The 20,566-nt window shown below is 60.3% G+C and carries 20 protein-coding genes; 1 reads left to right on the forward strand and 19 read right to left on the reverse strand.

The annotated features are described in order from the left end of the window. Positions 1 to 167: 167 nt before the first annotated feature. From AAAU26_RS01900 to AAAU26_RS01955, 12 genes are all read right to left on the reverse strand, one after another. Entirely contained in the window at positions 168 to 1,076 is a 909-nt protein-coding gene (locus tag AAAU26_RS01900) for a CPBP family intramembrane glutamic endopeptidase (protein WP_158395164.1), read from the reverse strand. Then, positions 1,073 to 1,384 carry a heavy metal-binding domain-containing protein gene (locus tag AAAU26_RS01905; protein WP_158395165.1) on the reverse strand — a complete coding sequence of 104 codons (312 nt, stop codon included), beginning with the start codon at positions 1,382 to 1,384 and terminating at the stop codon, positions 1,073 to 1,075. Before AAAU26_RS01905 ends, AAAU26_RS01900 begins: the two co-directional genes overlap by 4 nt. Next, positions 1,365 to 2,018, reverse strand: coding sequence for a MerR family transcriptional regulator (locus AAAU26_RS01910; RefSeq protein WP_227619602.1), 654 nt, complete (start codon positions 2,016 to 2,018; stop codon positions 1,365 to 1,367). The genes AAAU26_RS01905 and AAAU26_RS01910 overlap by 20 nt, the downstream gene beginning before the upstream one ends. A gap of 109 nt (positions 2,019 to 2,127) precedes the next feature. Further along, positions 2,128 to 3,315 carry a DEAD/DEAH box helicase gene (locus AAAU26_RS01915; protein WP_158395167.1) on the reverse strand — a complete coding sequence of 396 codons (1,188 nt, stop codon included), beginning with the start codon at positions 3,313 to 3,315 and terminating at the stop codon, positions 2,128 to 2,130. A gap of 161 nt (positions 3,316 to 3,476) precedes the next feature. Beyond that, a complete protein-coding gene (locus AAAU26_RS01920; RefSeq protein ID WP_015564687.1) occupies positions 3,477 to 3,785 on the reverse strand; it encodes an HU family DNA-binding protein in 309 nt (102 codons plus the stop codon). 139 nt (positions 3,786 to 3,924) lie between these two features. Next, a complete protein-coding gene (gene carB / locus AAAU26_RS01925; RefSeq protein WP_227619601.1) occupies positions 3,925 to 7,176 on the reverse strand; it encodes a carbamoyl-phosphate synthase large subunit in 3,252 nt (1,083 codons plus the stop codon). A 1-nt stretch (position 7,177) separates the two neighbouring features. Continuing rightward, positions 7,178 to 8,287 carry a carbamoyl phosphate synthase small subunit gene (locus AAAU26_RS01930; RefSeq protein ID WP_227619600.1) on the reverse strand — a complete coding sequence of 370 codons (1,110 nt, stop codon included), beginning with the start codon at positions 8,285 to 8,287 and terminating at the stop codon, positions 7,178 to 7,180. A gap of 32 nt (positions 8,288 to 8,319) precedes the next feature. After that, on the reverse strand, positions 8,320 to 8,913 hold the full coding sequence (gene pyrE, locus AAAU26_RS01935) for an orotate phosphoribosyltransferase (protein WP_227619599.1): 594 nt from the start codon (positions 8,911 to 8,913) through the stop codon (positions 8,320 to 8,322). A 143-nt stretch (positions 8,914 to 9,056) separates the two neighbouring features. Then, positions 9,057 to 9,974, reverse strand: a complete 918-nt coding sequence (locus AAAU26_RS01940; RefSeq protein ID WP_227619598.1) for a dihydroorotate dehydrogenase — start codon at positions 9,972 to 9,974, stop codon at positions 9,057 to 9,059. Further along, on the reverse strand, positions 9,974 to 10,744 hold the full coding sequence (locus AAAU26_RS01945; protein WP_158395171.1) for a dihydroorotate dehydrogenase electron transfer subunit: 771 nt from the start codon (positions 10,742 to 10,744) through the stop codon (positions 9,974 to 9,976). Before AAAU26_RS01945 ends, AAAU26_RS01940 begins: the two co-directional genes overlap by 1 nt. Beyond that, complete coding sequence (gene pyrF / locus AAAU26_RS01950) at positions 10,725 to 11,591, reverse strand: orotidine-5'-phosphate decarboxylase (protein WP_158395172.1); 867 nt, start codon at positions 11,589 to 11,591, stop codon at positions 10,725 to 10,727. Before pyrF ends, AAAU26_RS01945 begins: the two co-directional genes overlap by 20 nt. A gap of 48 nt (positions 11,592 to 11,639) precedes the next feature. Further along, the gene (locus AAAU26_RS01955) at positions 11,640 to 12,830 is read right to left on the reverse strand and encodes a dihydroorotase (protein WP_227619597.1); all 1,191 of its coding nucleotides are present in this window, start codon (positions 12,828 to 12,830) and stop codon (positions 11,640 to 11,642) included. A gap of 485 nt (positions 12,831 to 13,315) precedes the next feature. Here AAAU26_RS01955 and epsC point away from each other — a divergent pair, with 485 nt between their 5' ends. Continuing rightward, a complete protein-coding gene (gene epsC, locus AAAU26_RS01960) occupies positions 13,316 to 13,990 on the forward strand; it encodes a serine O-acetyltransferase EpsC (RefSeq protein ID WP_158395173.1) in 675 nt (224 codons plus the stop codon). Between the two features lie 40 nt (positions 13,991 to 14,030). On the opposite strand, the gene AAAU26_RS01965 is transcribed toward epsC, so the two are convergent. The 7 genes from AAAU26_RS01965 to AAAU26_RS01995 form a co-directional block, all read right to left on the reverse strand. After that, the gene (locus AAAU26_RS01965) at positions 14,031 to 14,438 is read right to left on the reverse strand and encodes a DUF3842 family protein (RefSeq protein ID WP_207676795.1); all 408 of its coding nucleotides are present in this window, start codon (positions 14,436 to 14,438) and stop codon (positions 14,031 to 14,033) included. A gap of 5 nt (positions 14,439 to 14,443) precedes the next feature. Beyond that, a complete protein-coding gene (locus AAAU26_RS01970; RefSeq protein WP_227619596.1) occupies positions 14,444 to 15,832 on the reverse strand; it encodes a Sapep family Mn(2+)-dependent dipeptidase in 1,389 nt (462 codons plus the stop codon). Positions 15,833 to 15,910: 78 nt separating this feature from the next. After that, positions 15,911 to 16,393, reverse strand: coding sequence for a COG2426 family protein (locus AAAU26_RS01975; RefSeq protein WP_149795208.1), 483 nt, complete (start codon positions 16,391 to 16,393; stop codon positions 15,911 to 15,913). 10 nt (positions 16,394 to 16,403) lie between these two features. Beyond that, positions 16,404 to 17,156: an exodeoxyribonuclease III gene (locus AAAU26_RS01980; protein ID WP_227619595.1), complete on the reverse strand. Its 753-nt coding sequence runs from the start codon at positions 17,154 to 17,156 to the stop codon at positions 16,404 to 16,406. Between the two features lie 19 nt (positions 17,157 to 17,175). Beyond that, on the reverse strand, positions 17,176 to 18,552 hold the full coding sequence (locus tag AAAU26_RS01985) for an MATE family efflux transporter (protein WP_227619594.1): 1,377 nt from the start codon (positions 18,550 to 18,552) through the stop codon (positions 17,176 to 17,178). A gap of 473 nt (positions 18,553 to 19,025) precedes the next feature. Next, positions 19,026 to 20,300 (reverse strand): bifunctional folylpolyglutamate synthase/dihydrofolate synthase, encoded by a 1,275-nt coding sequence (locus tag AAAU26_RS01990; RefSeq protein ID WP_227619593.1) that lies wholly within the window; start codon positions 20,298 to 20,300, stop codon positions 19,026 to 19,028. 85 nt (positions 20,301 to 20,385) lie between these two features. Continuing rightward, positions 20,386 to 20,566, reverse strand: a 181-nt coding sequence (locus AAAU26_RS01995) for a hypothetical protein (protein ID WP_227619592.1), incomplete at its 5' end; no start/stop codon positions are given.

Below are 20,566 nucleotides of genomic sequence, written 5' to 3' on the forward strand. Positions count from 1 at the left end.
CCGGGCCACTTTGCAAGCCTTTTTTACAAGTTTTTTGCTCTTTTTTCGCTTTTGTATACATCCGCTAGTTTTTTGCTCAGTTTCAGGGGATGTTTTGACCTTTCTTCCACCATTTCTGCGCAAAAACAGCCGCCGCACAAAAAGTGCAGCGGCTGTTGCCTTGGGATTCAGTTCTTTTCTTCCTGTTTCATCTCCCGCAGGGTCAGCCAGACCGCTGCTGCCAACATCGGCAGCGCGGCAATCAGGCCAATGGGCATGGGTCCCAGTACATTATAATAGGCATCTGCAGGGGTGACCAGCACCTGCGGCAGTGCTGCAATGGCATTGAACGCTCCATGCGCAATGGCAGGCACCCAGATGCTCTCCGTTTTTTCATAGAGAATATCCAACAGGGTGTTCAGGGCAAAGCAGACCACGCACCACACCACCAGACCCAGCAGGGGTGCGCCCAAGTAATTGGTGCCGTATTCGTAGCCCACCAGCAGCATCAGCGGCCAATGCCAGATGCCCCACACAACGCCGCCCAGCAGGCGGCCATTCAGCAGACCGAACCTCTCCTTCAGGCGGGGCATCATGTAGCCGCGCCAGCCGACCTCCTCGCCCAGCGCGGGGAACATATTGATGGCTGGGGCAAGAAGCACCGCAAACAGCCCGTTTTGCAGCAGATAACTGAGGGTGGAGACCCCCAGCTGGCTGCGCAGGGTCTGGGCGTCCATCTCGCCGCCGTAGGCGGCTACCAGCCAGCTGCCGGAAAAGTCCAGCCGGGAGGGGAACACCGCAAAATACAGCACCGCGCCCAGCAGGGTGAGCACCGCCGGGCCGAACCATGCCGCCAGCCAGAACCATCGCTTGCCCTGCACCTTCCAGCCGATGCCTGTGGGCTGGCGGAGCCAGACCTTCTGCACCAGCAAAGTCGCCGCCAGCGGGCAGAGCATACATACGACCAACAATGCCTGATAAATTGTAGCATTGCCATCCCGCAGCAGTGCCATGCACCCGCCGATCTGGCACAGCCATGCCAGCCCAAATGCAAACAGGAAGTAAAGGCCGAAGCCCTGTTTTTCTTTTGCCGTCATACAAACTTCACCGCCGTTCCGTAAGCAATGACCTCTGCCGCGCCCTGCATGACGCTGGCCGAAGCGTATCGCATCCCGACAATGGCATCCGCGCCCAGAGCTTCGGCGTCCTTGACCATACGGCCGGTGGCGATCTGCCGGGCCTCGGTGAGCATATCGGCGTAGTCGGTCACCTCGCCGCCCACAAGGGTGCGGAAGCCGGCCATCATGTCGTGGCCAAGGTTGCGGCTCTGCACTGTGCTGCCACGCACCACGCCCAGTGCCTCCAGCTTTTTGCCCGGGATCTCGTTAATAGTTACGATAAGCATCTTCTTCTCCCTTTCCGATCTCTTCGATTCGATCCAGCAGCACCTTCAGGATGCCCACGATGCAGCCCGCCGGAATGCCGAACATCACCACCAGCAGCGGCAGCGGTGGAGCATCCTGCGGGTCGGTGTAAACCGCCCAGCCCATGGTGGCCATTACAAAGGCCATCATGGCCACAAAAAGGGCAGCACCAATGCAGGCGCCCCGGATGCGGCGGGTCTTTTGGTCTGTACGTTCAATGTTCACAAAGGTCACTCCCTGTTCTTCCCGTGCGGTCAAGCGCGCAAGCGTCTGCTCCACATCCAGTTGTTCCAGAGGGCCGTTCTCCTGTTGCAGCAGCGTGCAGAAACCGATTGCCTCCTCCAAGTCGGCGCGGCGGCTGCGCAGACGTTCCAGCTGCTGACTCATACCCTCGGCCAGCGTGCGCTGCCCTTCCAGCATCTCCCGGATCTCTGCCAGCGGCACGTCCAGCTTGCGCAGCAGCTTGATGCGGCGCAGACGCTCCACATCCGCCTGCGAGTAGCTGCGGTAGCCGTTGCCCGGCTCCCGACTGGGACTGATGAGCCCCTCCTCCTCGTAAAAGCGGATGTTCTTTTTGGTCACGCCGACGGCGGCTTCCACTTCGTTGATCTTCATGGGTCACGCCCCCCTCCTTACGGGAGTATTCTACACCTTCCACAAAGGGGAAGGTCAAGCCTTTTTGCAAAAAGAGCCGCCACACAAAATTGTACAGCAGCTCCTTCCTTTAAAAATAGCACTTGATCTGGAACCGGTCGGCGTTGTCCTTCTTTTCCTCCACCACGATGTGCTCATGGTTGAAGTCGAAGTGCACCGGGGTGCACAGGTCGGTGTTGCGGGTCAGGCGCAGCAGCTCCTGTACCCGCTTCTTTTCCTCCGGCACATAGAACAGATAGCTCACGCCCTCCTTCTTTGCGCGGCCTGTGCGGCCGATGCGGTGGGTGTAATGCTCATTGTCGCCGGGGACGTCGTAGTTGATGACAGCATCCACATCTGAGACGTCGATGCCGCGGGCCGCCACATCGGTGGCTACCAGCACATTCAGCTTACCGTCACGGAAGTTCTGCATGATGCGGTTGCGCTCGTTCTGGGAGAGGTCGCCGTGGAGGCAGTCCACAGAGAAGCCCAGACGGGCCAGCTGGTTCGCCAGAGCCGCCGTATTGAATTTGGTATCGCAGAAGACCATGACCCGCTTGTAGCCCTCCCCAATGATGATCTGGGCCAGATCGGACAGTTTGTTGCGTCCGGAGGTCTCCAGCATATACTGGGTGATCTTGGGCTGGCTCTCCTCTTTGGGCTGGACAGTGATCTCCTCGGCGTCCTTCTGATACATCCAGCCGATGTCCATCACCTCGCGGCTGATGGTGGCCGAGAACATCGAGAGGGACTTGCGGGCCTTCATCAGGCCGATGATATGCTTCACGTCCTTATAGAAGCCCATATTCAGCATCTCGTCGGCCTCGTCGAGGACCACCTGTGTCACATGGTCGAGGTCGATATTGTGGTGCTTGTAGTGGTCCATGAGGCGGCCTGGGGTCGCCACCACGATCTGACAGCCCTCGGCGAGGCGTTTGGCCTGCTTTTCCATATTCGCACCGCCGTAAACGCAGACTACCTGCACTTCCGGCATAAAATAGGTCAGCCCTGTGAGTTCTTCAGCGATCTGCTGGGCCAGCTCACGGGTGGGGGCCAGAATAACGGCCTGCGGGGCCTTGAGAGCCGGGTCGATGTGCTCGGCCACCGGGATGCCGAAAGCGCAGGTCTTGCCAGTGCCGGTAGGGGCCTTGGCGATGACGTCACGCCCGGCCAGCATGACGGGGATGGTCTTTTCCTGCACCTCGGTCATTTCCGCAAAGCCCATCCGCTCTACGGCCTTATGGATGGCCTCGCTGCACTGTAATTCGCTGTAAAGCATGGATTCCTCTACTCCGTTCTTTTTCTTTTCTCTTCCGCGCAATGCCCTCTGAGGGCCGCTTTTCGTTGTGATATGCCCAGTATACCATGAAAATCGCATTCTGTCAGCAAAAAAGCGCCGCATCCCGGGTCAAGGATGCGGCGCTTTTGGTTCAGGTCCTATCAGGCAGTCTCTTCGACGCTCTTGGCAGCACGGCCGGACTCAAGCTTCTGCTTGAAACGACCACTGGCCTTGAAGCCGGGGATAGAGGTAGACTCCAGACGGCTGGAGACCTTGGTCTTGGGATTGGTGTAAGCCTTCGGCTTGCGGGGACGCATCTCAAAGCGGCCAAAGCCAGCGATGGTGACCTTTTCGTCGGCACGCAGGCAATCGGCGATCTGGTCAAACAGTGCATCCATCGTGGTCTCGACCTGAGCTTCGGTAAAGCCGGTCTTGCGTGCCACGGTTTCGATCATCTGGGAACGAGTCATGTATCTATATCCTCCTGGAACGTCCAAAAGTAACGTCTTTTGGCAAATTTTGCGTTGTTGAGTATAACAAATGCAGCCCCTCATTACGAGGGGCTGCGCACAAACGGTATATTTTTGCGCACGAAGTAACAGAGCGGGATTATTTTTTATGATACAGCGTTGCAATATCCACCAGCGGGATGTCCTTCATGCTGTGGTCGCTGCGCAGGCAGTTGACCAGAGCGTTGGCGGTATCCACGGCGGTGATGCAGGGGATGCTGAGCTCCACGGCCTTGCGGCGCAGGCGGACGGAATCGCGTTTGGGGTCGCGGCCCTTGGCGCTGGTGGAGAAGACATAGTCCACCAGACCGCTCTGCAGCAGGTCCACGATATTCGGCGCTTCGCCGGACATATTCCGCACCTCGTTGCAGGGGACCATGTGCTTGTTGAGCCATGCACAGGTGCCGGAGGTGCCGTAGAGCTTATAGCCCATGTTCTTGAGCTTCCAGGCGATGTCCACGAACTCAGGCTTGTCGCTGTCCTTCACGGTGAAGATGCAGCAGGAAGCCGGGCCGGGGGTCTTGAAGGTGTAGCCCGCGCCGATAAGGCCCTTGAGCAGGGCGTCGTGGAAGTTGGGGGCAATGCCCAGCACCTCGCCGGTAGACTTCATCTCAGGGCCGAACTGGGTATCGACGCCGTGGAGCTTCTCGAAGCTGAAGACAGGCACCTTGACGGCCACATAGGGGGCGTTGGGGTGCAGACCGATGCCGTAGCCCATATCGGTGAGCTTCTCGCCGAGGCAGCAGCGGACGGCCAGATCGACCATCGGGACGCCGGTGACCTTGGAGATATACGGCACGGTACGGGAAGAACGGGGGTTGACCTCGATGACGTACACTTTGCCGTTGGAGACCGCATACTGGACGTTGACCAGACCGGTGACGTGGAGCTCACGGGCAAAGCGGCCGGTGTAGTCCACCATCGTGTCGATCTCGGCCTGAGTCAGGTGCTGGGCCGGGTAGACGCAGATGGAGTCGCCGGAGTGGACGCCGGTGCGCTCCACCTGCTCCATGATGCCAGGGATGAGGTAGTTCTCGCCGTCGCAGATGGCGTCCACCTCGCACTCAGTACCCATGATGTACTTATCCAGCAGGACGGGGTGGTCCATATCGACGTGCTCGGTGATGACGCCCATGTACTCGATGACATCGGCCTTCGTGTAGGCCACGATCATGTTCTGACCGCCGAGGACGTAGGAAGGACGCATCAGAACAGGCAGGCCGATCTCGTCGGCTGCGGCCAGAGCCTCTTCCAGATTGAAGACAGTGCGGCCGGGTGCGCGGGGGATGTTGCAGCGCTCCAGCAGCTCATCGAAGCGCTCACGGTCTTCGGCCTCGTCGATGGCATCCGCCGGGGTGCCGAGAATGGGCAGACCGATCTCGTCCATATGCTTTGCCAGCTTGATGGCAGTCTGACCGCCAAACTGAACAACGCAGGCGTCGGGCTTCTCGGTCGCGATGATGTTGTCCACGCTCTCGGGGTTCAGCGGGTCGAAATACAGGCGGTCGCCGGTGTCGAAGTCGGTGGAGACCGTCTCGGGGTTGTTGTTGACGAGGATAGCCTCACAACCGTGCTTCTTGAGGGTCCAGACGCAGTGGACAGAGCAGTAGTCGAACTCGATGCCCTGACCGATGCGGATGGGGCCGGAACCGAAGACGAGGACTTTCTTTTTCCTGGGCTCGCCCTTCTCGGCGGCCTTGGCCTCCTTCTCCGCGATGAACTCGGCGGCTTCGTTGTCGCCGTCGTAGGTGGAGTAGAAGTAAGGGGTGTTGGCCGAAAACTCAGCGGCACAGGTATCGACCATCTTAAAGCCGGCACGGTAGTTCTCCACGGGGAGCTTGTCCACCTTGGCCAGACGCTTGATGGTCTTATCCTGGAAGCCGTACTTCTTGGCTTCCTTATATTGGGCCTCGCTCAGAACGCCCTCGCACTTGGCCAGACCCTTTTCGAGGTCTGCCAGATGCTGCATCTTGTCGAGGAACCACCAGTCGATCTTGGTGATGCGATAAATGGTCTCGTGGTCGATGCCGCGCTTGAGGGCCTCATAGACGCAGAAGACGCGCTCGGCATCCTGCACATGCATGTGGTCCACGATCTCGTCGTCGCTCAGCTCCTCGAAGGGCTTGTGGGTCAGGGTGTCCATGCCCAGCTCGATGGAAGAGACGGCCTTCATCATAGCAGCCTCAAAGCTGTTGCCGATGCTCATGACCTCGCCGGTGGCCATCATCTGGGTACCCAGAGACTTGTCGGCGTAGACGAACTTATCAAAGGGCCACTTCGGGTACTTGACCACGATGTAGTCCAGCGCAGGCTCGAAGCAGGCGCAGGTCTTGCCGGTGACATCGTTGGTGATCTCATCCAGAGTGTAGCCGATGGCGATTTTGGTCGCCACCTTGGCGATGGGGTAGCCGGTGGCCTTGGAAGCCAAAGCGGAAGAACGGGACACACGGGGGTTGACCTCGATGACCGCGTAATCAAAGCTGTCGGGCTTCAGGGCAAACTGGCAGTTGCAGCCGCCCTCAATGCCCAGCTCGGTGATGATGTCCAGCGCAGCGGTGCGCAGCATCTGGTACTCGTGGTCGGTCAGGGTCTGGGAGGGTGCCACGACCACGGAGTCACCGGTGTGAATGCCGACAGGGTCAAGGTTCTCCATGTTGCAGACGGTGATGACGTTGCCCTTGTGGTCGCGCATGACCTCGTACTCGATCTCTTTCCAGCCCGCAATGCACTTTTCCACCAGGATCTGATGGATGGGGGAAAGACGGAGGCCGTTGGTGCCGATCTCAATGAGCTTTGCCTTGTTCTCGCAGATGCCGCCGCCGGTGCCGCCCATGGTGAAGGCGGGGCGGACGATGACCGGGTAGCCGATGCGGTCGGCGCAGGCCAGAGCGTCTTCCAGTGTCTCAACGACCTCGGAGGGGATGATGGGCTGATGCAGCTTCTCCATCGTCTCCTTGAACAGCTCGCGGTCCTCGGCGCGGTCAATGGTCTCGGGCTTGCAGGCCAGCAGACGGATGCCGGTACGGTCGAGGTAGCCGGAGCGGGCCAGCTCCATGGAGAGGTTCAGGCCCATCTGGCCGCCGAGGTTGGGCAGCACGGAGTCGGGCTTCTCGATGTCGAGGATGCGCTCCACGACCTCGAGGGTCATGGGCTCGATATAAACATGGTCGGCCACGTCGGGGTCGGTCATGATGGTAGCGGGGTTGGAGTTGAGCAGAACGGTCTCGATGCCTTCTGCTTTCAGGGCGCGGCACGCCTGGGTGCCGGAGTAGTCGAATTCAGCAGCCTGACCGATGATGATGGGGCCGGAGCCGATGACCAGCACTTTTTTGATTCTGGGGTCCTTAGGCATTTCAGCGTGCCTCCTTCTTTGCTGCTTTGACGTTGTTCAGGAAGCGGTCGAACAGGAACTCGGTGTCCTTGGGGCCGCCGTTGGCTTCGGGGTGGAACTGGACGGTGAAGCAGTTCCACTTCTTGTACTTGATGCCCTCGCAGGTGCCGTCGTTGGCGTTCACCTGGGCCACCTCACCCATCTCGGCGGGCAGCTCATCGCCCACGACTGCATAGCCGTGGTTCTGGCTGGTGATGAAGGTGCGGCCCGACTCGAAGTCGGTGACGGGCTGGTTGGCGCCGCGGTGGCCGTACTTGAGCTTCATGGTCTTGGCACCAGCGGCCAGAGCGGAGAGCTGGTGGCCGAGGCAGATGCCGAAGGTGGGGATATTCAGCTCAAAGATGTGCTTGAGGTTCTCGATGACCTCCACCGGCTCGGCGGGGTCGCCGGGGCCGTTGGAGAGCATGATGCCGTCCGGGTCCAGGGCAGCAACTTCCTCAGCGGTGGCAAAGGCGGGCATGACCGTCACCTTGCAGCCGCGCTTGACGAGGCAGCGGACGATATTCCGCTTGCAGCCGTAGTGCATCAGCACGATGTGGGTCTCACCCTTCTCGTTGTAGACCTCGGGTTCTGCACAGGTGACGCTCTTCACGGCGTCGGTGACGGCGTAAGCGCGGATCTCTTCCAGCAGCTTATCCGTCTCGGCTTTGTTGGCCGGGTCAGCGGGGTCGAAGGTGGTCAGGATTGCACCGTTCATGACGCCGCTCTCCCGGATGATGCGGGTGAGGTGGCGGGTGTCGATGCCCTCGATGCCGATGGTATTGTTTCTCTTCAGAAAGCTGTCCAGCGTCTCCTCACAGCGCCAGTTGGACGGGGTCTGGCAGGCCTCGCGGACGATATAACCCTTGGCCCAGATTTTATCCGACTCCATGTCGTCCTTATTCATGCCGTAGTTGCCGATGAGGGGGTAGGTCTGGGTGATGATCTGGCCGTAGTAGCTGGGGTCGGTCAGCGTCTCCTGAAAGCCCACCATGCCGGTGGCAAAGACGACCTCGCCCACGGTGACGCCCTCAGCGCCCACCGACTGGCCGGCAAAGACCATACCATTTGCCAAAAGAAGATATGCGTTCATTAGATACTCCTCGCTTCAACACGCCTGCGCGTTTACAGGGTCTGCTTGGCTTCCTGCTTCATCTTGCGGCTGCCCAGATGCACCAGAGGCAGCTTGCCCTCCTTGCAGATGGGGCACTCCTCGGGGGCGTAGTTGGGCAGGTCCAGCTTGAGAGCGCTGGCCACGATGGGGATGGGAGACGGAGCCTCGGGCTTGGTGCGGTCCACCACGCAGGTGATGCCCAGGCAGACGCCGCCGGCCTCTTCGATGACACGCTTGGTCTCCAGAGAGGAGATGCCGGTGGTCACGACGTCCTCAGCGATGAGGCACTTCTCACCCGGATGGATGGCGAAGCGCTTCAGGGTCATCACGTTGTCCACGCGCTCGGTGAAGATAGCGCGCTTGCCGGTCTGGCGGGCCAGCTCGTAGGCGTAGACGATGCCGCCCATGGCAGGTCCGACGATGACGTCCACGTCCATCTCCTTGATCTTATAGGCCACAGCCTTCATGACCTCGGCACAGCGGTCGGGGTACTGCTGCAGATATGCCATCTGGCAGTATGCGCTGGAATGGCGGCCAGAAGACAGCAGGAAGTGGCCTTCCAGAAATGCGTCACAGCTCTTCAGAATTTCAAGTGCTTCACTCATGATATTTTTCCCTCTCTATACTCTGTTGTTTTCGTTCATGCGGTATTGTACCACGCATTTTGTCAAAACGCAAATTTATTCATAAATTTTAAGAATCAGTGAATATTTGCAAGTCATATACGTTTAATCTCTGTTTTATTCGCTCAGCGTGCGCAGCCGCGGATCTCGTCCAGCGTCTTGACGCCGTGGGCGTCCATCCAGACCGCCATTTCTTCGGCGATGGTCTCCATGGCGCGGGGGTTGGCGAAGTTTGCTGCACCCACCTGCACCGCCGTGGCACCGGCCATGATGAATTCCAGTGCATCCTTACCGGTGGCGATGCCGCCGAGGCCCACGACCGGGATGTTCACCGCGCCGACGGCCTGCCAGACCATCCGCAGGGCGATGGGGCGCACCGCCGGGCCGGACAGGCCGGCAAAGATGTTGTCGAACACCGGGCGGCGCTTCTCCAAATCGATAGCGCAGGCCTGAAAGGTGTTGGTCAGGCTGATGGCGTCCGCACCGGCGGCTTCCACGGCCTTGCACATCTCGGGGATGTTCTCGGCCTGCGGGCTGAGCTTGACCATCAGGGGCTTTTTGCAGGCGTCGCGGACCATCCGCACCACCTCACCGGCAGCTTCCGCCTTGACGCCGTAGGCCATGCCGCCCACCTTGACGTTGGGGCAGGAGATGTTCAGCTCCACGATGTCCACGCCGCTCTCGCTCAGCATAGCTGCGCCCTCGACGTACTCTTCCTCGCTGTGGCCGCCGAGGTTGGCAATGGCCACCGTGCCGTACTTCTGCTTGAGTTCCAGCATCTCGCCCAGCTCCACATCAATGAAGTGCTGGACACCGGGGTTCTGCAGGCCGATGCTGTTGATGAGGCCCGAGGGCGTCTCCCACAGGCGCTCGCCCTTGTTGCCGTACTGGCCGTGCAGGGTCAGGCCCTTGCCCGAGATGCCGCCGATCTTGCTGAAATCAGCCAGCTCTTCGTATTCCACGCCGTAGCCCACCGTGCCGGAGGCCCCGATGATGGGGCTGTTCATGGTAAAGCCCAGCAGGTTCGTTTTCAAGTCTGCCATCAGAACACCTCCGCTGCATCAAACACAGGGCCATTCTTGCACACGCTCTTGCCCTCGCCGCTCCTGGTCTCGCAGGTGCAGCCGAGGCAGGCACCGATGCCGCAGGCCATCTTCTTTTCCAGACTGACGAAGCAGGGAGTCCCCTTCTCCGCGCAGAGGCGGGCGGCATTCCGCATCATGACCGTGGGGCCGCACACCAGCACCACATCGTAATCCGCCGGATCATACAGCTGGGTGACGAAACCGTGGAAACCCACCGCGCCGGTGTCGGTGGACACCTTGACGATGCCCGCGATAGAGCGGTACTCTTCCATGCAGTAGGGCTTATCGCGGAAGCCAAAGAAGACATCCGGCTTGACGCCGCCAGCCGCCAGCTCCCGGGTGAGCTGGTACATGGGGGCGGTGCCGATGCCGCCGCCCACGACGGCGATCTTCTGATACTTGCTCAGGATGTCGGCCACATCGAAGCCGTTGCCCATGGGGCCGGTGAGCTGGAAGCTGTCACCCTTTTTCAGGGCAGTCAGCTTACGGGTTCCCTCGCCCACGACGGCGTACAGGAACTCGACGGTCTGGGTCTCGGCATCCCACTTATGGACGCTGATGGGCCGGGACAGGAAGGGCGCTTCATCTGCGCCCCAGGCACGCAGGGTGAAGAACTGCCCCGCGTGGGGGGCATGCTCGCGGTCCGGCCAGAGGGCGGTCAGCAGGCGGATGTCGTCCGCGATGACCTCATGGCGCAGGACAGTGGCCTCACAGCAGGCTGCACGCATGGGCAATGGCCTCCTTCATGTTCACACACTCGTTGTAAGCGGCCTCGTCGAAGGCTACGCCCGGCTGCTTCTTGTAGGCCAGCAGGATGCCGCGGCTGGAGTTGACCACGCCGCCGTTGCCCTTCGACAGATACTGGGCGATGTCCTCGGCCTTGCCGCCCTGTGCGCCGTAGCCGGGGATGAGGAAGAAGCTGTCCTGATACTTTGCACGGATCTCGGTAGCCTCCTCGATGTGGGTGCCGCCGATGACCAGACCGATGGAAGAGTAGCCGTGCTCACCCATGTAGTCCTTGCCGAGGGCGTTCAGCTTGTCGCCCACGAGGTCGTAGACGTGGCGGCCATCGGCCAGCTTCTCATACTCGAAATCCTTTGCGCCGCCGTTGGAAGTGCGGCAGAGGACGAACATACCCTTGCCCTGCTTCTCTGCGTAGGGCAGATAGGGGCTGATGGAGTCCAGACCCATGTAGGGAGCCAGCGTGACAAAGTCGGCCTCAAAGTCGCCGGTGAAGTGGCCCATGGCGTACATCTCAGCGGTCTTGGCGATGTCGCCGCGCTTGATGTCGGCGATGACCGGCACACCGGCCTCGCGGACAGCCTTCAGGGTGTCGGCATATGCCTTCAGACCTTCGAGGCCAAGAGACTCGTAGTAAGCGATCTGCACCTTGTAGCAGCCCGCGACGGCCTTGGTGGCGTCGATGAGCTTCTTATTGAAGCGGACGATGTTCTCGCCTTTGGAGAGGGTGCTGTCCACGAAATCTGCGGGCAGGTAGCTGAAATCGGTGTCCAGACCCACGCAGACCGGGCCGCGTGCTTCGACTGCTTCGTAAAGCTTATCCATGTTCGTCATTTGGGGTTCCTCCTGTTTGTCTCTCTTTTATATAAATGTATTTGCAGCTTATTCTTCTGCCTGATAGGTCAGCTCGCCGCCCTTGACCGTGGCGCAGACCCTGCCGTAGAGCTGCGCACCATCGAAGGGGCAGTTGTGGGACTTGGAGTGGAGCTTGTTCTTGTCCACGGTATAGGGGGTGTCGAGGTCTACCAGCACAAAGTCGGCGTCATAGCCCGGCCCCAGCTGACCCTTGGCAAGGCCCAGAATTTCCGCCGGGCGGGTGCTCATCAGGTGGCTCAGCAGCTCGAGGGGAAGTCCCTCTTCCTTGCAGAGCTTGGTGTAGCAGACGCCGAAAGCCGTCTCACTGCCCACCATACCGGCCATGCCCTTGAGCTTGTCTTCCTCGGAGTGGGGGGCGTGGTCGGTGGCGATGGCGTCCACCACACCGCTGCGGATGGCGTCGATGAGGGCCTGCACATCGTCGGCGGTGCGGATGGGCGGGTTGACGCGGTAGTCGCAGGTGTCATTGGTGAACCAGAGATGGTGGGGCGTCACCTCGCAGGTGACAGGTGCGCCCCGCAGCTTTGCCATCTGGATAGCCTCGATGGCGCCCCGGGTGGAGACGTGGCACATGTGCAGGCGGGTCTGATAGTACTCGCTCAGCCAGCAGTTCCGCACCGTCTCGATGTCCTCGGCCAGCCGGTAGTCCCAGGGGCTGATCTCCATATCCTCGGCGTGGCTCATCACGGTGATGTCCCGCTGGGTGCAGATGGCGAACGCCCGGGCCATGGTGGCGTTATCCTGCACACCGTGGCCGTCCTCGGTGATGAACCTGACCGAAGCGGGCAGGGTCTTGAGGTGGTCGATGGTCTTGCCGTCGAAATCCTCGGTGATGGAGACGGTCTGGTTCACGTCGCACAGGCCCACCTCAGCGGCCTTCTGTTCCACCATCGCGGCCTGTGCTGCCGAAGAGCAGACAGGCTTTGTGTTGGGCATCAGGTTCACGAAGGTGTAGCCGCCTGCGGCTGCGGCGCGGCTTCCCGTTTCAATGTCCTCTTTGTACTCGAAGCCCGGCGTGCGCCAGTGGCAGTGCAGGTCCACGAAAGCGGGCAGTACGGTCAGTCCTCCGGCGTCCAGCACCGTTTCGTTTTCTCCGGCCAGTGCGGCCAGGTCCTGACCGACGGCGGCGATCTTTCCGTCCTTTACATACAGCTCCACAGGCCGGCCCTCGGCGTTGACAGCGTTGATGAGCAGCATAAGATTACCTCCCTGTCTGTGTTCGTCTGGTTTCATCGTCCGGGTGTGTCTGCCCTCAGAAGGGCAAAAAAAAACTTTTCCCAGCAAAGGGAAAAGTCAGCACATCAAAAAAGGAAACACTGGAGCCACAGCAAAAACGGCTGCAAACTGATTTTCCAGTTTTGCACGCATCATCTTGGCCTTCATGCTCCCGTCTCCTTTTCTATCCGTTCTTTTTCGATATATTTTAGCATAGAAGCGCAAAATGTGTCAATGCTTTTGACCTCATTTCCATGTGAGAAGGTTTGCATCCGTAAGCCTCGAATTTTAGCTACTCTACCGAAAAGTCCCTCTTCTCCCCCGCCGCCAGCGCCCCTGTGCAAAAAAATCCTCATTTTTGTTCTTATATCCTACCATTTCACTGTACATTAAAGTTTAGATGTGCTATTATAAAGTCTATCAGAGAGGGGCCGCCATTGCGGGCGGCAAAATGGAGGTTTTCTATTATGGGTCTTTTAGAGGACGCGCGGAACATCCAGCGCAAGGACCCCGCAGCGCGCAGCGTGCTGGAGGTCATACTGCTTTACCCGGGCTTTCACATTCTGGTCTATCACCGCATTGCCCACTGGCTGTTCGAACACAAGCACTTTTTCCTCGCCCGCTGGGTCAGCCAGCGGGGTCGGCATAAGACCGGCATCGAGATTCACCCCGGCGCGAAAATCGGCAGCTGCCTGTTCATCGACCACGGCATGGGCATCGTCTTCGGCGAGACGGCGGAGATCGGCGACAACTGCACCATCTACCACGGCGTGACCCTCGGCGGCACCGGCAAGGACACCGGCAAGCGCCACCCCACCCTGGGCAACAATGTCCTTATCGGCGCTGGCACCAAGGTGCTGGGTCCGGTGTATATCGGCGACAACGCCCGCATCGGCGCGGGCAGCGTGGTGCTCAAGAACCTGCCCGCCAACTGCACCGCCGTCGGCGTCCCTGCCGAAGTGGTGCGCATCAACAACAAGGCCATCAACCCCGCCGACGACCTCGACCAGCAGGACCTGCCGGACATCATGGCCCAGCGTCTCATCGACCTCGACCGCCGTATCGGTCAGCTGGAAAAGGCCGCACAGGGCGATATTCCCCCCACGGCCCAGCAGGTGGCTGCACGGCAGCGTAAGCATTAAAAAACGGAAGCTTTCCCTCGGGAGAGCTTCCGTTTTTCCTTTATCGTATCAACTCTTTGACCTTCTCCACCGCTGCTGCTACCAGCTGGCCGATGGGCTGGTCCGGCACACCCACCACGATGTTATCACAGTGGTTGATGGGGATGAGCACCCGCGCTGCACTGCTCTGGCAGACCGCCGCCGCCATGGCCGGGGTGATCTCACCCAGCAGCGAATCGGCGATGACGATGCCGATGGGGCCGACGATGATGTCCGCCCGGCGGCAGTTGACCACCACGGCATTTTCGCCGGTGGCGGCGCGGTGTGCGCCCGCCTTGAGCATGGCCGAAGCCGCGATGCTGTTGGTTCCTACGGCGGTCAGCTCGATGTCCGGGCATCCGGCGGCAAGCGCCGCCGTCAGCTGACGGCCAAGACCGCCGCCCTGCCCGTCAATGACTAAGACGCGCACCCGGCTCAAAAGTCGATCTCCTCCAGCCGCAGCAGAGCGATGATATAAATTTTCAGGGCTTCCAGCAGCTTGTCGATGGGAGCGGCCTCATTAGCGCCGTGCATCGGGCCGCCGAACTCGGGCAGCACCATATCGCTGTGCTCCGGGCCAAAGCTGACAGCATAGGGGAAGTGGCGGGCGTAAGTGCCGCCGCCCATGGTGAAGGGCGTTGCGTTCTCGCCGGTGACTTCGTTGTAGGTGTCGATGCAGGCCTTGATGGCGGGGGTGTCAGCCTCGATGTAGAAAGGCTTTGCGCTGCCCACATCCGTCAGCTCTGCGCCGGTGCCGATGGCGGCACGGATCTGCTTTGCGATGGTGTCGCCGTCGGTGCAGGTGGGGTAACGGCTGTCCATGGTCTGGACCATCCGGCCATCCACCATGGACATCTTGCCGCCGATGATGGTCAGCGGGCCGAAGGGTCCGTCGGCGCAGTCGATGCCGAGGCCCACGCCTGCGGTGGAGTCGTGCAGTTTCTTGACGGCTTCCAGATAGGCGCGCTCGGCGTCGTTGCAGAGGCCATTGTCCAGCAGGTAGTTCACCACCAGACCGATGGCGTTGACAGTGCCTTCCGGCATGGCAGCGTGGCCGGACTTGCCCCAGCCGCGGATGCGGACACCGTCGCCTTCCGGCTCGAGGGTGATGTTGGGGGCGTTGCGCAGCTTGGTGATGTCGGTGGCCACGAGAGCGCTGGCGCGGTCAGGCACAGCGTTGGTGGCGACGCCGCCCACGAAGTCCTTGATGACGCCGTTGCAGACGGGGCTGACCAGCTTGCCGTCGAAGTGGCCCTTCTCGCCATTGCAGACCGGGAACTCTGCGTCCGGGGTAAAGCAGAACACAGGGGCCGGGTAGTTGGCGAGGTAGTAGTCCACATCGTGCATGTGAGTCTCCTCGTTGTCGCCGACGAGGGCGCGGATGGGATAGCGCAGGGAGACGCCCTCCTCTTTGAGGAACTTCAGGGCGTACAGGGTGGCGACCATGGGGCCTTTGTCGTCAGCGACACCGCGGCCGATCATCCACCCGTCGCGGATCTCCATCTTGAAGGGGTCTTCCGTCCAGCCGTTGCCCTCCGGCACCACGTCCACATGGCAGATGGTAGCCAGATACTTCTCGGCATCGGCACCGGCCAGCTCGGCGTAGCCGATATGGTTCTCGCAGTTGCGGGTCGCAAGGCCCATGCCTGCGGCCAGCTCCAGCGTCTTGTCCAGCGCGGCACGGGGGCCTGCGCCGTAGGGTGCGCCCTCTTCCGGGGCACCCTCCACGCTGTTGATGGACACCAGCGTGGCAATGTCTTTTAGGATCTGCTCTTTGTTCGCCGCAATAAATGCGTCGATCTTCTGGTTCAAAGCCTCTTGCATCTTTGATTCGTCCTTTCTTCGTCTTTACTCAAGACACACTGTTGTTATTCTAGCACACTTTGCGATGGAAAACCAGCCTTACACCGCAAACAGACCGCTCAGCGCTCCCAAAAGACCTGCGCTTGCCAGACCCATGATGATCCCGGCCAGCAGCACGCCGCCCATGCAGGCGATGAGCACATCTTTGAACTTCATATCGAGGATGGACGCAGCCAGCGTACCGGTCCATGCGCCGGTACCCGGCAGCGGGATGCCTACGAAGAGCAGCAGCGCCGCCACGAGGCCGCGCCCGGCCTTGGCTTCCAGCGCACGACCTCCTTTTTCGCCCTTGACGATGCAGAAACGGCAAAAGGGGCCGATGATGGGCTTGTGGTAGCCCCAGATGAGGGCCTTCCGGGCAAACAGATAGATGAACGGTACCGGCAGCATATTGCCCACCACACAGACCAGATAGGTCGGCAGGATGGGCAGCCCCATCCCGATGCCCACCGGGATGGCGCCGCGCAGCTCGATGAGGGGCAGCATTGAGATAAAGAATACGATGAGATAGCTTTTGAGCATAGAGCCCTCCTTATAAGTCGATGTCCAGCTCTACCGGGCAGTGGTCGGAGCCAAACACTTCGTTGTGTATCTCGGCGGCTTTTATCTTGTCCGCAATGCGGTTCGAGACGATGAAATAGTCGATGCGCCAGCCCGCGTTCTTCTCCCGGGCGTGGAAACGGTAGCTCCACCAGCTGTATTTCACCTCGTCCGGGTGGATGGCGCGGAAGCTGTCGGTAAAGCCCGCCGCCAGCAGCTCGGTCATCTTGGCCCGCTCCTGGTCAGTAAAACCGGCGCTCATCCGGTTAGTTCTGGCATTTTTAATATCAATTTCCTGATGGGCCACGTTCAGATCGCCGCAGAGGATGACCGGCTTTTTGGCATCCAGCTCCAGCAGGTAGGCGCGGAAGGCGTCCTCCCATGTCATCCGGTAGTCCAGCCGCTTCAGGCCGTCCTGGCTGTTGGGGGTGTAGCAGTTGACGAGGTAAAACCCCGGGTATTCCAGCGTCAGCACACGGCCCTCGTGGTCGTGCTCTTCAATGCCGATGCCGGTGGTCACGCTCAGCGGCGCGGTCTTGCACCAGCAGGCTGTGCCGGAGTAGCCCTTCTTCTCCGCCGAGTATGTATATTCCATGTAGCCCTCGGGGGCGAAATCGGCCTGCCCGGGCTGCATCTTGGTCTCCTGCACCGAGAACACGTCCGCGTCCAGCGCGGCGAAGCTCGCGGCAAAATCGTGGGTCAAACAGGCGCGCAGCCCGTTCACGTTCCAGCTGATGAGTTTCATGTAACGTCCCTTTCTGTTGTCAGGCCTTATATTTTTCTTTCCAGACGCCGCTGCGGAAGCGGGTCACGAAGCAGGTCACGCGGCAGACCCAGTCCACCACCATGGCGATCCAGACGCCGATGGCACCCATGCCCATCCGCACACCGATGATATAGCTGAAGCCCACACGCCAGCAGGCCATACTGGCGATGGAGACGATCATCGTGAACTTGACGTCGTTGGCGGCGCGCAGAGCGTTGGGCAGCACGAAGGAGAGAGGCCAGAGCAGCATTGCAAAGCCCGCGTGGATGCAGGCCAGAATGATGGAGAGCTCCATCGTCTCGCCCGAAAGCTCGTAAATGCCCACCAGAGGCCGGACAAAAATCAGGATCAATCCATTCAGCACACCCATGACGAGATAGGCCCAGCCCAGCAGCTTCTTTGTATAATAGACGGCCTGCTCGTTGTCCCCTGCACCGATGCAGCGGCCCACGACGGTTATCATGGCAAGGCCGATGGCCTTGCCCGGGATGCAGCCCACACCATCGAGGTTGTTGGCGACGGCGTTGGCGGCGATCTGGACGGTGCCGAAAGTGGAGATCATGCTGACCACGACGATGCGGCCCGCCTCGAACAGACTGTTCTCAAAGGCCGACGGCACGCCGATGCCGAGGATGCGCTTGGCCATACCGGTATCGAGCTTAACGGTCTTCGGCACCGTGAGGGCATGGCCTTTCTGGTAGCAGCGGCCCAGAATGAGCACCGCCGCGATGACACGGGAGACGACACTGGGCCATGCAACGCCATCGACGCCCATTTTCAGGCCGAAGATGCAGACCGCGTTGCCCACAATGTTGATGATGTTCATGAGGACGCTGATCTGCATGGAGATCTTGGAGTTGCCCATGCTGCGGAAGAGGGCCGCGCCTGCGTTGTACAGCGCGAGGAAGGGGTAGCTCAGGGCGGTTATTTTAAGGTAGAGAACGCCGGCGTCCAGAACGTCCGCGTCGATGGAGCCGTAGCAGGCGCTTATCATGGGTCGGGCGAAAAGGATGCAGACCGCAGCCACCACGGTACCCAAGATGGCGCTCAGCAGGATGAGCTGACCCGCACTGGCATTTGCCTTTTCCTGCTCCTTCGCGCCCAGATACTGGCTCACCACCACCGCGCCGCCGGTGGCCAGCGCCGCGAACAGCACGATGATGAGGTTGTTTATCATATCCACGAGGCTGACGCCCGAGATGGCCGCCTCGCCGCAGCGGGAGACCATCATGGTGTCGGCCATGCCCACCGTCACGGCCAGGAACTGCTCGATGAGCAGTGGCCCCACCAGCCGCAGCAGGTCTTTCTGGGAAAACAGCGGCGTCCGCCCGTTGAACCAGCCGGCCTTTTCGCCAGCTGACGCATTTTTTACCATCTATATTCTCCTTTGTCGTTTGCAATATCACATCTGTTTTTCATTTCAGCGCAGACTTCTCATTTTACGCTATCATCTTAGCACAGCCTTCTCCGCCGTGCAAGAGCCGGAGAGCAGCTTACGAAAATTTATAGTGTTCTTGTTTGAAACACCCCGCCGTTCCGTGCTTCGTCAAATTGCCAGTGAATCTCTTCGGGATTTGTGCGTTGTGCCAAAAGTACAGCATTCCGCCCCTTTTTTGAAAGTTTTTTCAAAAAAAGGCTTGTAATTTTTCTGTAATCGTGCTATTGTTGTATCCAACAAGGGCAGGCTGTTGGATACATAGCATCCCGCGCCCCTGTTTTTCTTCTTGTTTTTACCTTCTTATTATTGCTATTTTCTTCATTTACCTTCTTATCATTTACCCTGCTTGCCCGAAAGGGCAAAAAAGCGATGGCCCACCTGCACTGGGCCATCGCTTTTCTTTTTGTCGTTTATTCTGCGGTCAGCCAGGCAAACGCCTGCCGGACATCGCCGGAGAAGTAGAGAGTCCCCAGCGCACACACCGGGCCGTCACCGCCCAGCTCCACCGCGTGGGCGACGCCCGCCGGGATGTCCGCCGCTGCCTCAGCCTTTCCGCCCCGGGCGCGGATGTGTTCTGCCAGCGTCTCAGCGGGCATGGCGCGGGGCGTGTGGGCCGCGACCGTGACGAACCGCTTTGCCAGCGGCAGCAGCAGTGCCAGCATCTCGTCCACATCCTTGTCGGCCATGATGCTGAGCAGGAAGACGAACTTCTGCCCCGGGAAGCGGTCCCGGAGGCTCTGGACGGTAGCCCGCATCCCGTGGGCATTGTGACTACCGTCCAACAGGAAAGCGGGCGAATGCCGCAGCAGCTCGAACCGGCCCGGCCAGCTCACCTGTTCGAGGCCGGTGCGGATGGCGCTGTCGGAGATGTTCCATCCCCTGCCCCGCAGCACACGGAGGGCCGTGATAGCGAGGGCGGCGTTTTTCGGCTGATAGCTGCCGATGAGGGGCAGACGGACACCGTCCAGCCCGTCGAAGTCGAAAGTGACGGCGTCGAGGTCGCCGCCCTCCACTTTGAGGCGGGAGAGATCCACCACCGTGAGAGGCGCGTTCTGCTCCTTGGCCACACGGGCGATGACAGCGTCCGCTTCCGGCACACCGCCGTAACTCACCACCGGACTGCCCGGCTTGATGATGCCGGCCTTGGCAGCGGCGATGTCCGCGATGGTGGGGCCGAGTTCTTTTACATGGTCCATGCCCAGCGCCGTGATGACCGCGCACTCAGGCGGGTCGATGACGTTAGTTGAGTCCAGCGTACCGCCGAGGCCCACTTCCAGCACCACGATGTCGCATTTTTCTTCCGCGAACCAGAGCATCCCCAGGGCCGTGATAATTTCGAACTCGGTAGGGACGTCAGCCATGGCGTCTGCCGCCGGGCGGACTCGCTCCACCAGACGCACCAGCGCGTCGTCGGGTATCTGTTCGCCGTTTACCTGAATGCGCTCGTTGAAGCGGTTGATGAAAGGCGAAGTGTACAGGCCCACCCTATACCCCGCCGCCTGCAGGCAGGACGCCAGCATGGCGGCAGTGCTACCCTTGCCGTTGGTACCCGCCACATGGACGAAGCGGAGCTTCTTGTGGGGGTCGCCCAGCGCCGCCAGCAGAGTGCGGGTGCGGCTGAGGCCCGGCTTGTGGCCGGCCCACTGGACAGCGTGGATGTATTCCAAAGCGGATTCGTAGTTCATAGAAACGCCTCGTTTTATTTGTTTCATTTTTAGGGAAGCGGCTGCGCGCGCTGGTGGCGCGGGGGGAGAGCGCGGTTACGCGGGGTTAGTTCTCTTTTGCGTGCCAAAAGAGAACCAGAAATGGTTGTCGCGCCGGTGGCGCGGGGTCAGAGCGCTTTTTCATTAAGGCTAATTGTTCTCTTTTGATGTCAAAAGAGAACCAGAAAACCACCAGCGATTTCGACGCGCTGGACCCACGAGAAAGGGGCTGCTCGCCCCTTTCAGAC

Origin of the sequence: Faecalibacterium longum, assembly GCF_040094125.1 — a bacterium.
Classification (GTDB): Bacteria; Bacillota; Clostridia; order Oscillospirales; family Ruminococcaceae; genus Faecalibacterium; species Faecalibacterium longum.

Bases quoted from the DNA above. Each gene is read 5' to 3' on its own strand.
- AAAU26_RS01900 (WP_158395164.1), bottom strand. From the start codon at position 1,076: ATGACGGCAAAAGAAAAACAGGGCTTCGGCCTTTACTTCCTGTTTGCA.
- AAAU26_RS01905 (WP_158395165.1), bottom strand. From the start codon at position 1,384: ATGCTTATCGTAACTATTAACGAGATCCCGGGCAAAAAGCTGGAGGCA.
- AAAU26_RS01910 (WP_227619602.1), bottom strand. From the start codon at position 2,018: ATGAAGATCAACGAAGTGGAAGCCGCCGTCGGCGTGACCAAAAAGAAC.
- AAAU26_RS01915 (WP_158395167.1), bottom strand. From the start codon at position 3,315: ATGCTTTACAGCGAATTACAGTGCAGCGAGGCCATCCATAAGGCCGTA.
- AAAU26_RS01920 (WP_015564687.1), bottom strand. From the start codon at position 3,785: ATGACTCGTTCCCAGATGATCGAAACCGTGGCACGCAAGACCGGCTTT.
- carB (WP_227619601.1), bottom strand. From the start codon at position 7,176: ATGCCTAAGGACCCCAGAATCAAAAAAGTGCTGGTCATCGGCTCCGGC.
- AAAU26_RS01930 (WP_227619600.1), bottom strand. From the start codon at position 8,287: ATGAACGCATATCTTCTTTTGGCAAATGGTATGGTCTTTGCCGGCCAG.
- pyrE (WP_227619599.1), bottom strand. From the start codon at position 8,913: ATGAGTGAAGCACTTGAAATTCTGAAGAGCTGTGACGCATTTCTGGAA.
- AAAU26_RS01940 (WP_227619598.1), bottom strand. From the start codon at position 9,974: ATGGCAGACTTGAAAACGAACCTGCTGGGCTTTACCATGAACAGCCCC.
- AAAU26_RS01945 (WP_158395171.1), bottom strand. From the start codon at position 10,744: ATGCGTGCAGCCTGCTGTGAGGCCACTGTCCTGCGCCATGAGGTCATC.
- pyrF (WP_158395172.1), bottom strand. From the start codon at position 11,591: ATGACGAACATGGATAAGCTTTACGAAGCAGTCGAAGCACGCGGCCCG.
- AAAU26_RS01955 (WP_227619597.1), bottom strand. From the start codon at position 12,830: ATGCTGCTCATCAACGCTGTCAACGCCGAGGGCCGGCCTGTGGAGCTG.
- epsC (WP_158395173.1), top strand. From the start codon at position 13,316: ATGGGTCTTTTAGAGGACGCGCGGAACATCCAGCGCAAGGACCCCGCA.
- AAAU26_RS01970 (WP_227619596.1), bottom strand. From the start codon at position 15,832: ATGCAAGAGGCTTTGAACCAGAAGATCGACGCATTTATTGCGGCGAAC.
- AAAU26_RS01975 (WP_149795208.1), bottom strand. From the start codon at position 16,393: ATGCTCAAAAGCTATCTCATCGTATTCTTTATCTCAATGCTGCCCCTC.
- AAAU26_RS01980 (WP_227619595.1), bottom strand. From the start codon at position 17,156: ATGAAACTCATCAGCTGGAACGTGAACGGGCTGCGCGCCTGTTTGACC.
- AAAU26_RS01985 (WP_227619594.1), bottom strand. From the start codon at position 18,552: ATGGTAAAAAATGCGTCAGCTGGCGAAAAGGCCGGCTGGTTCAACGGG.
- AAAU26_RS01990 (WP_227619593.1), bottom strand. From the start codon at position 20,300: ATGAACTACGAATCCGCTTTGGAATACATCCACGCTGTCCAGTGGGCC.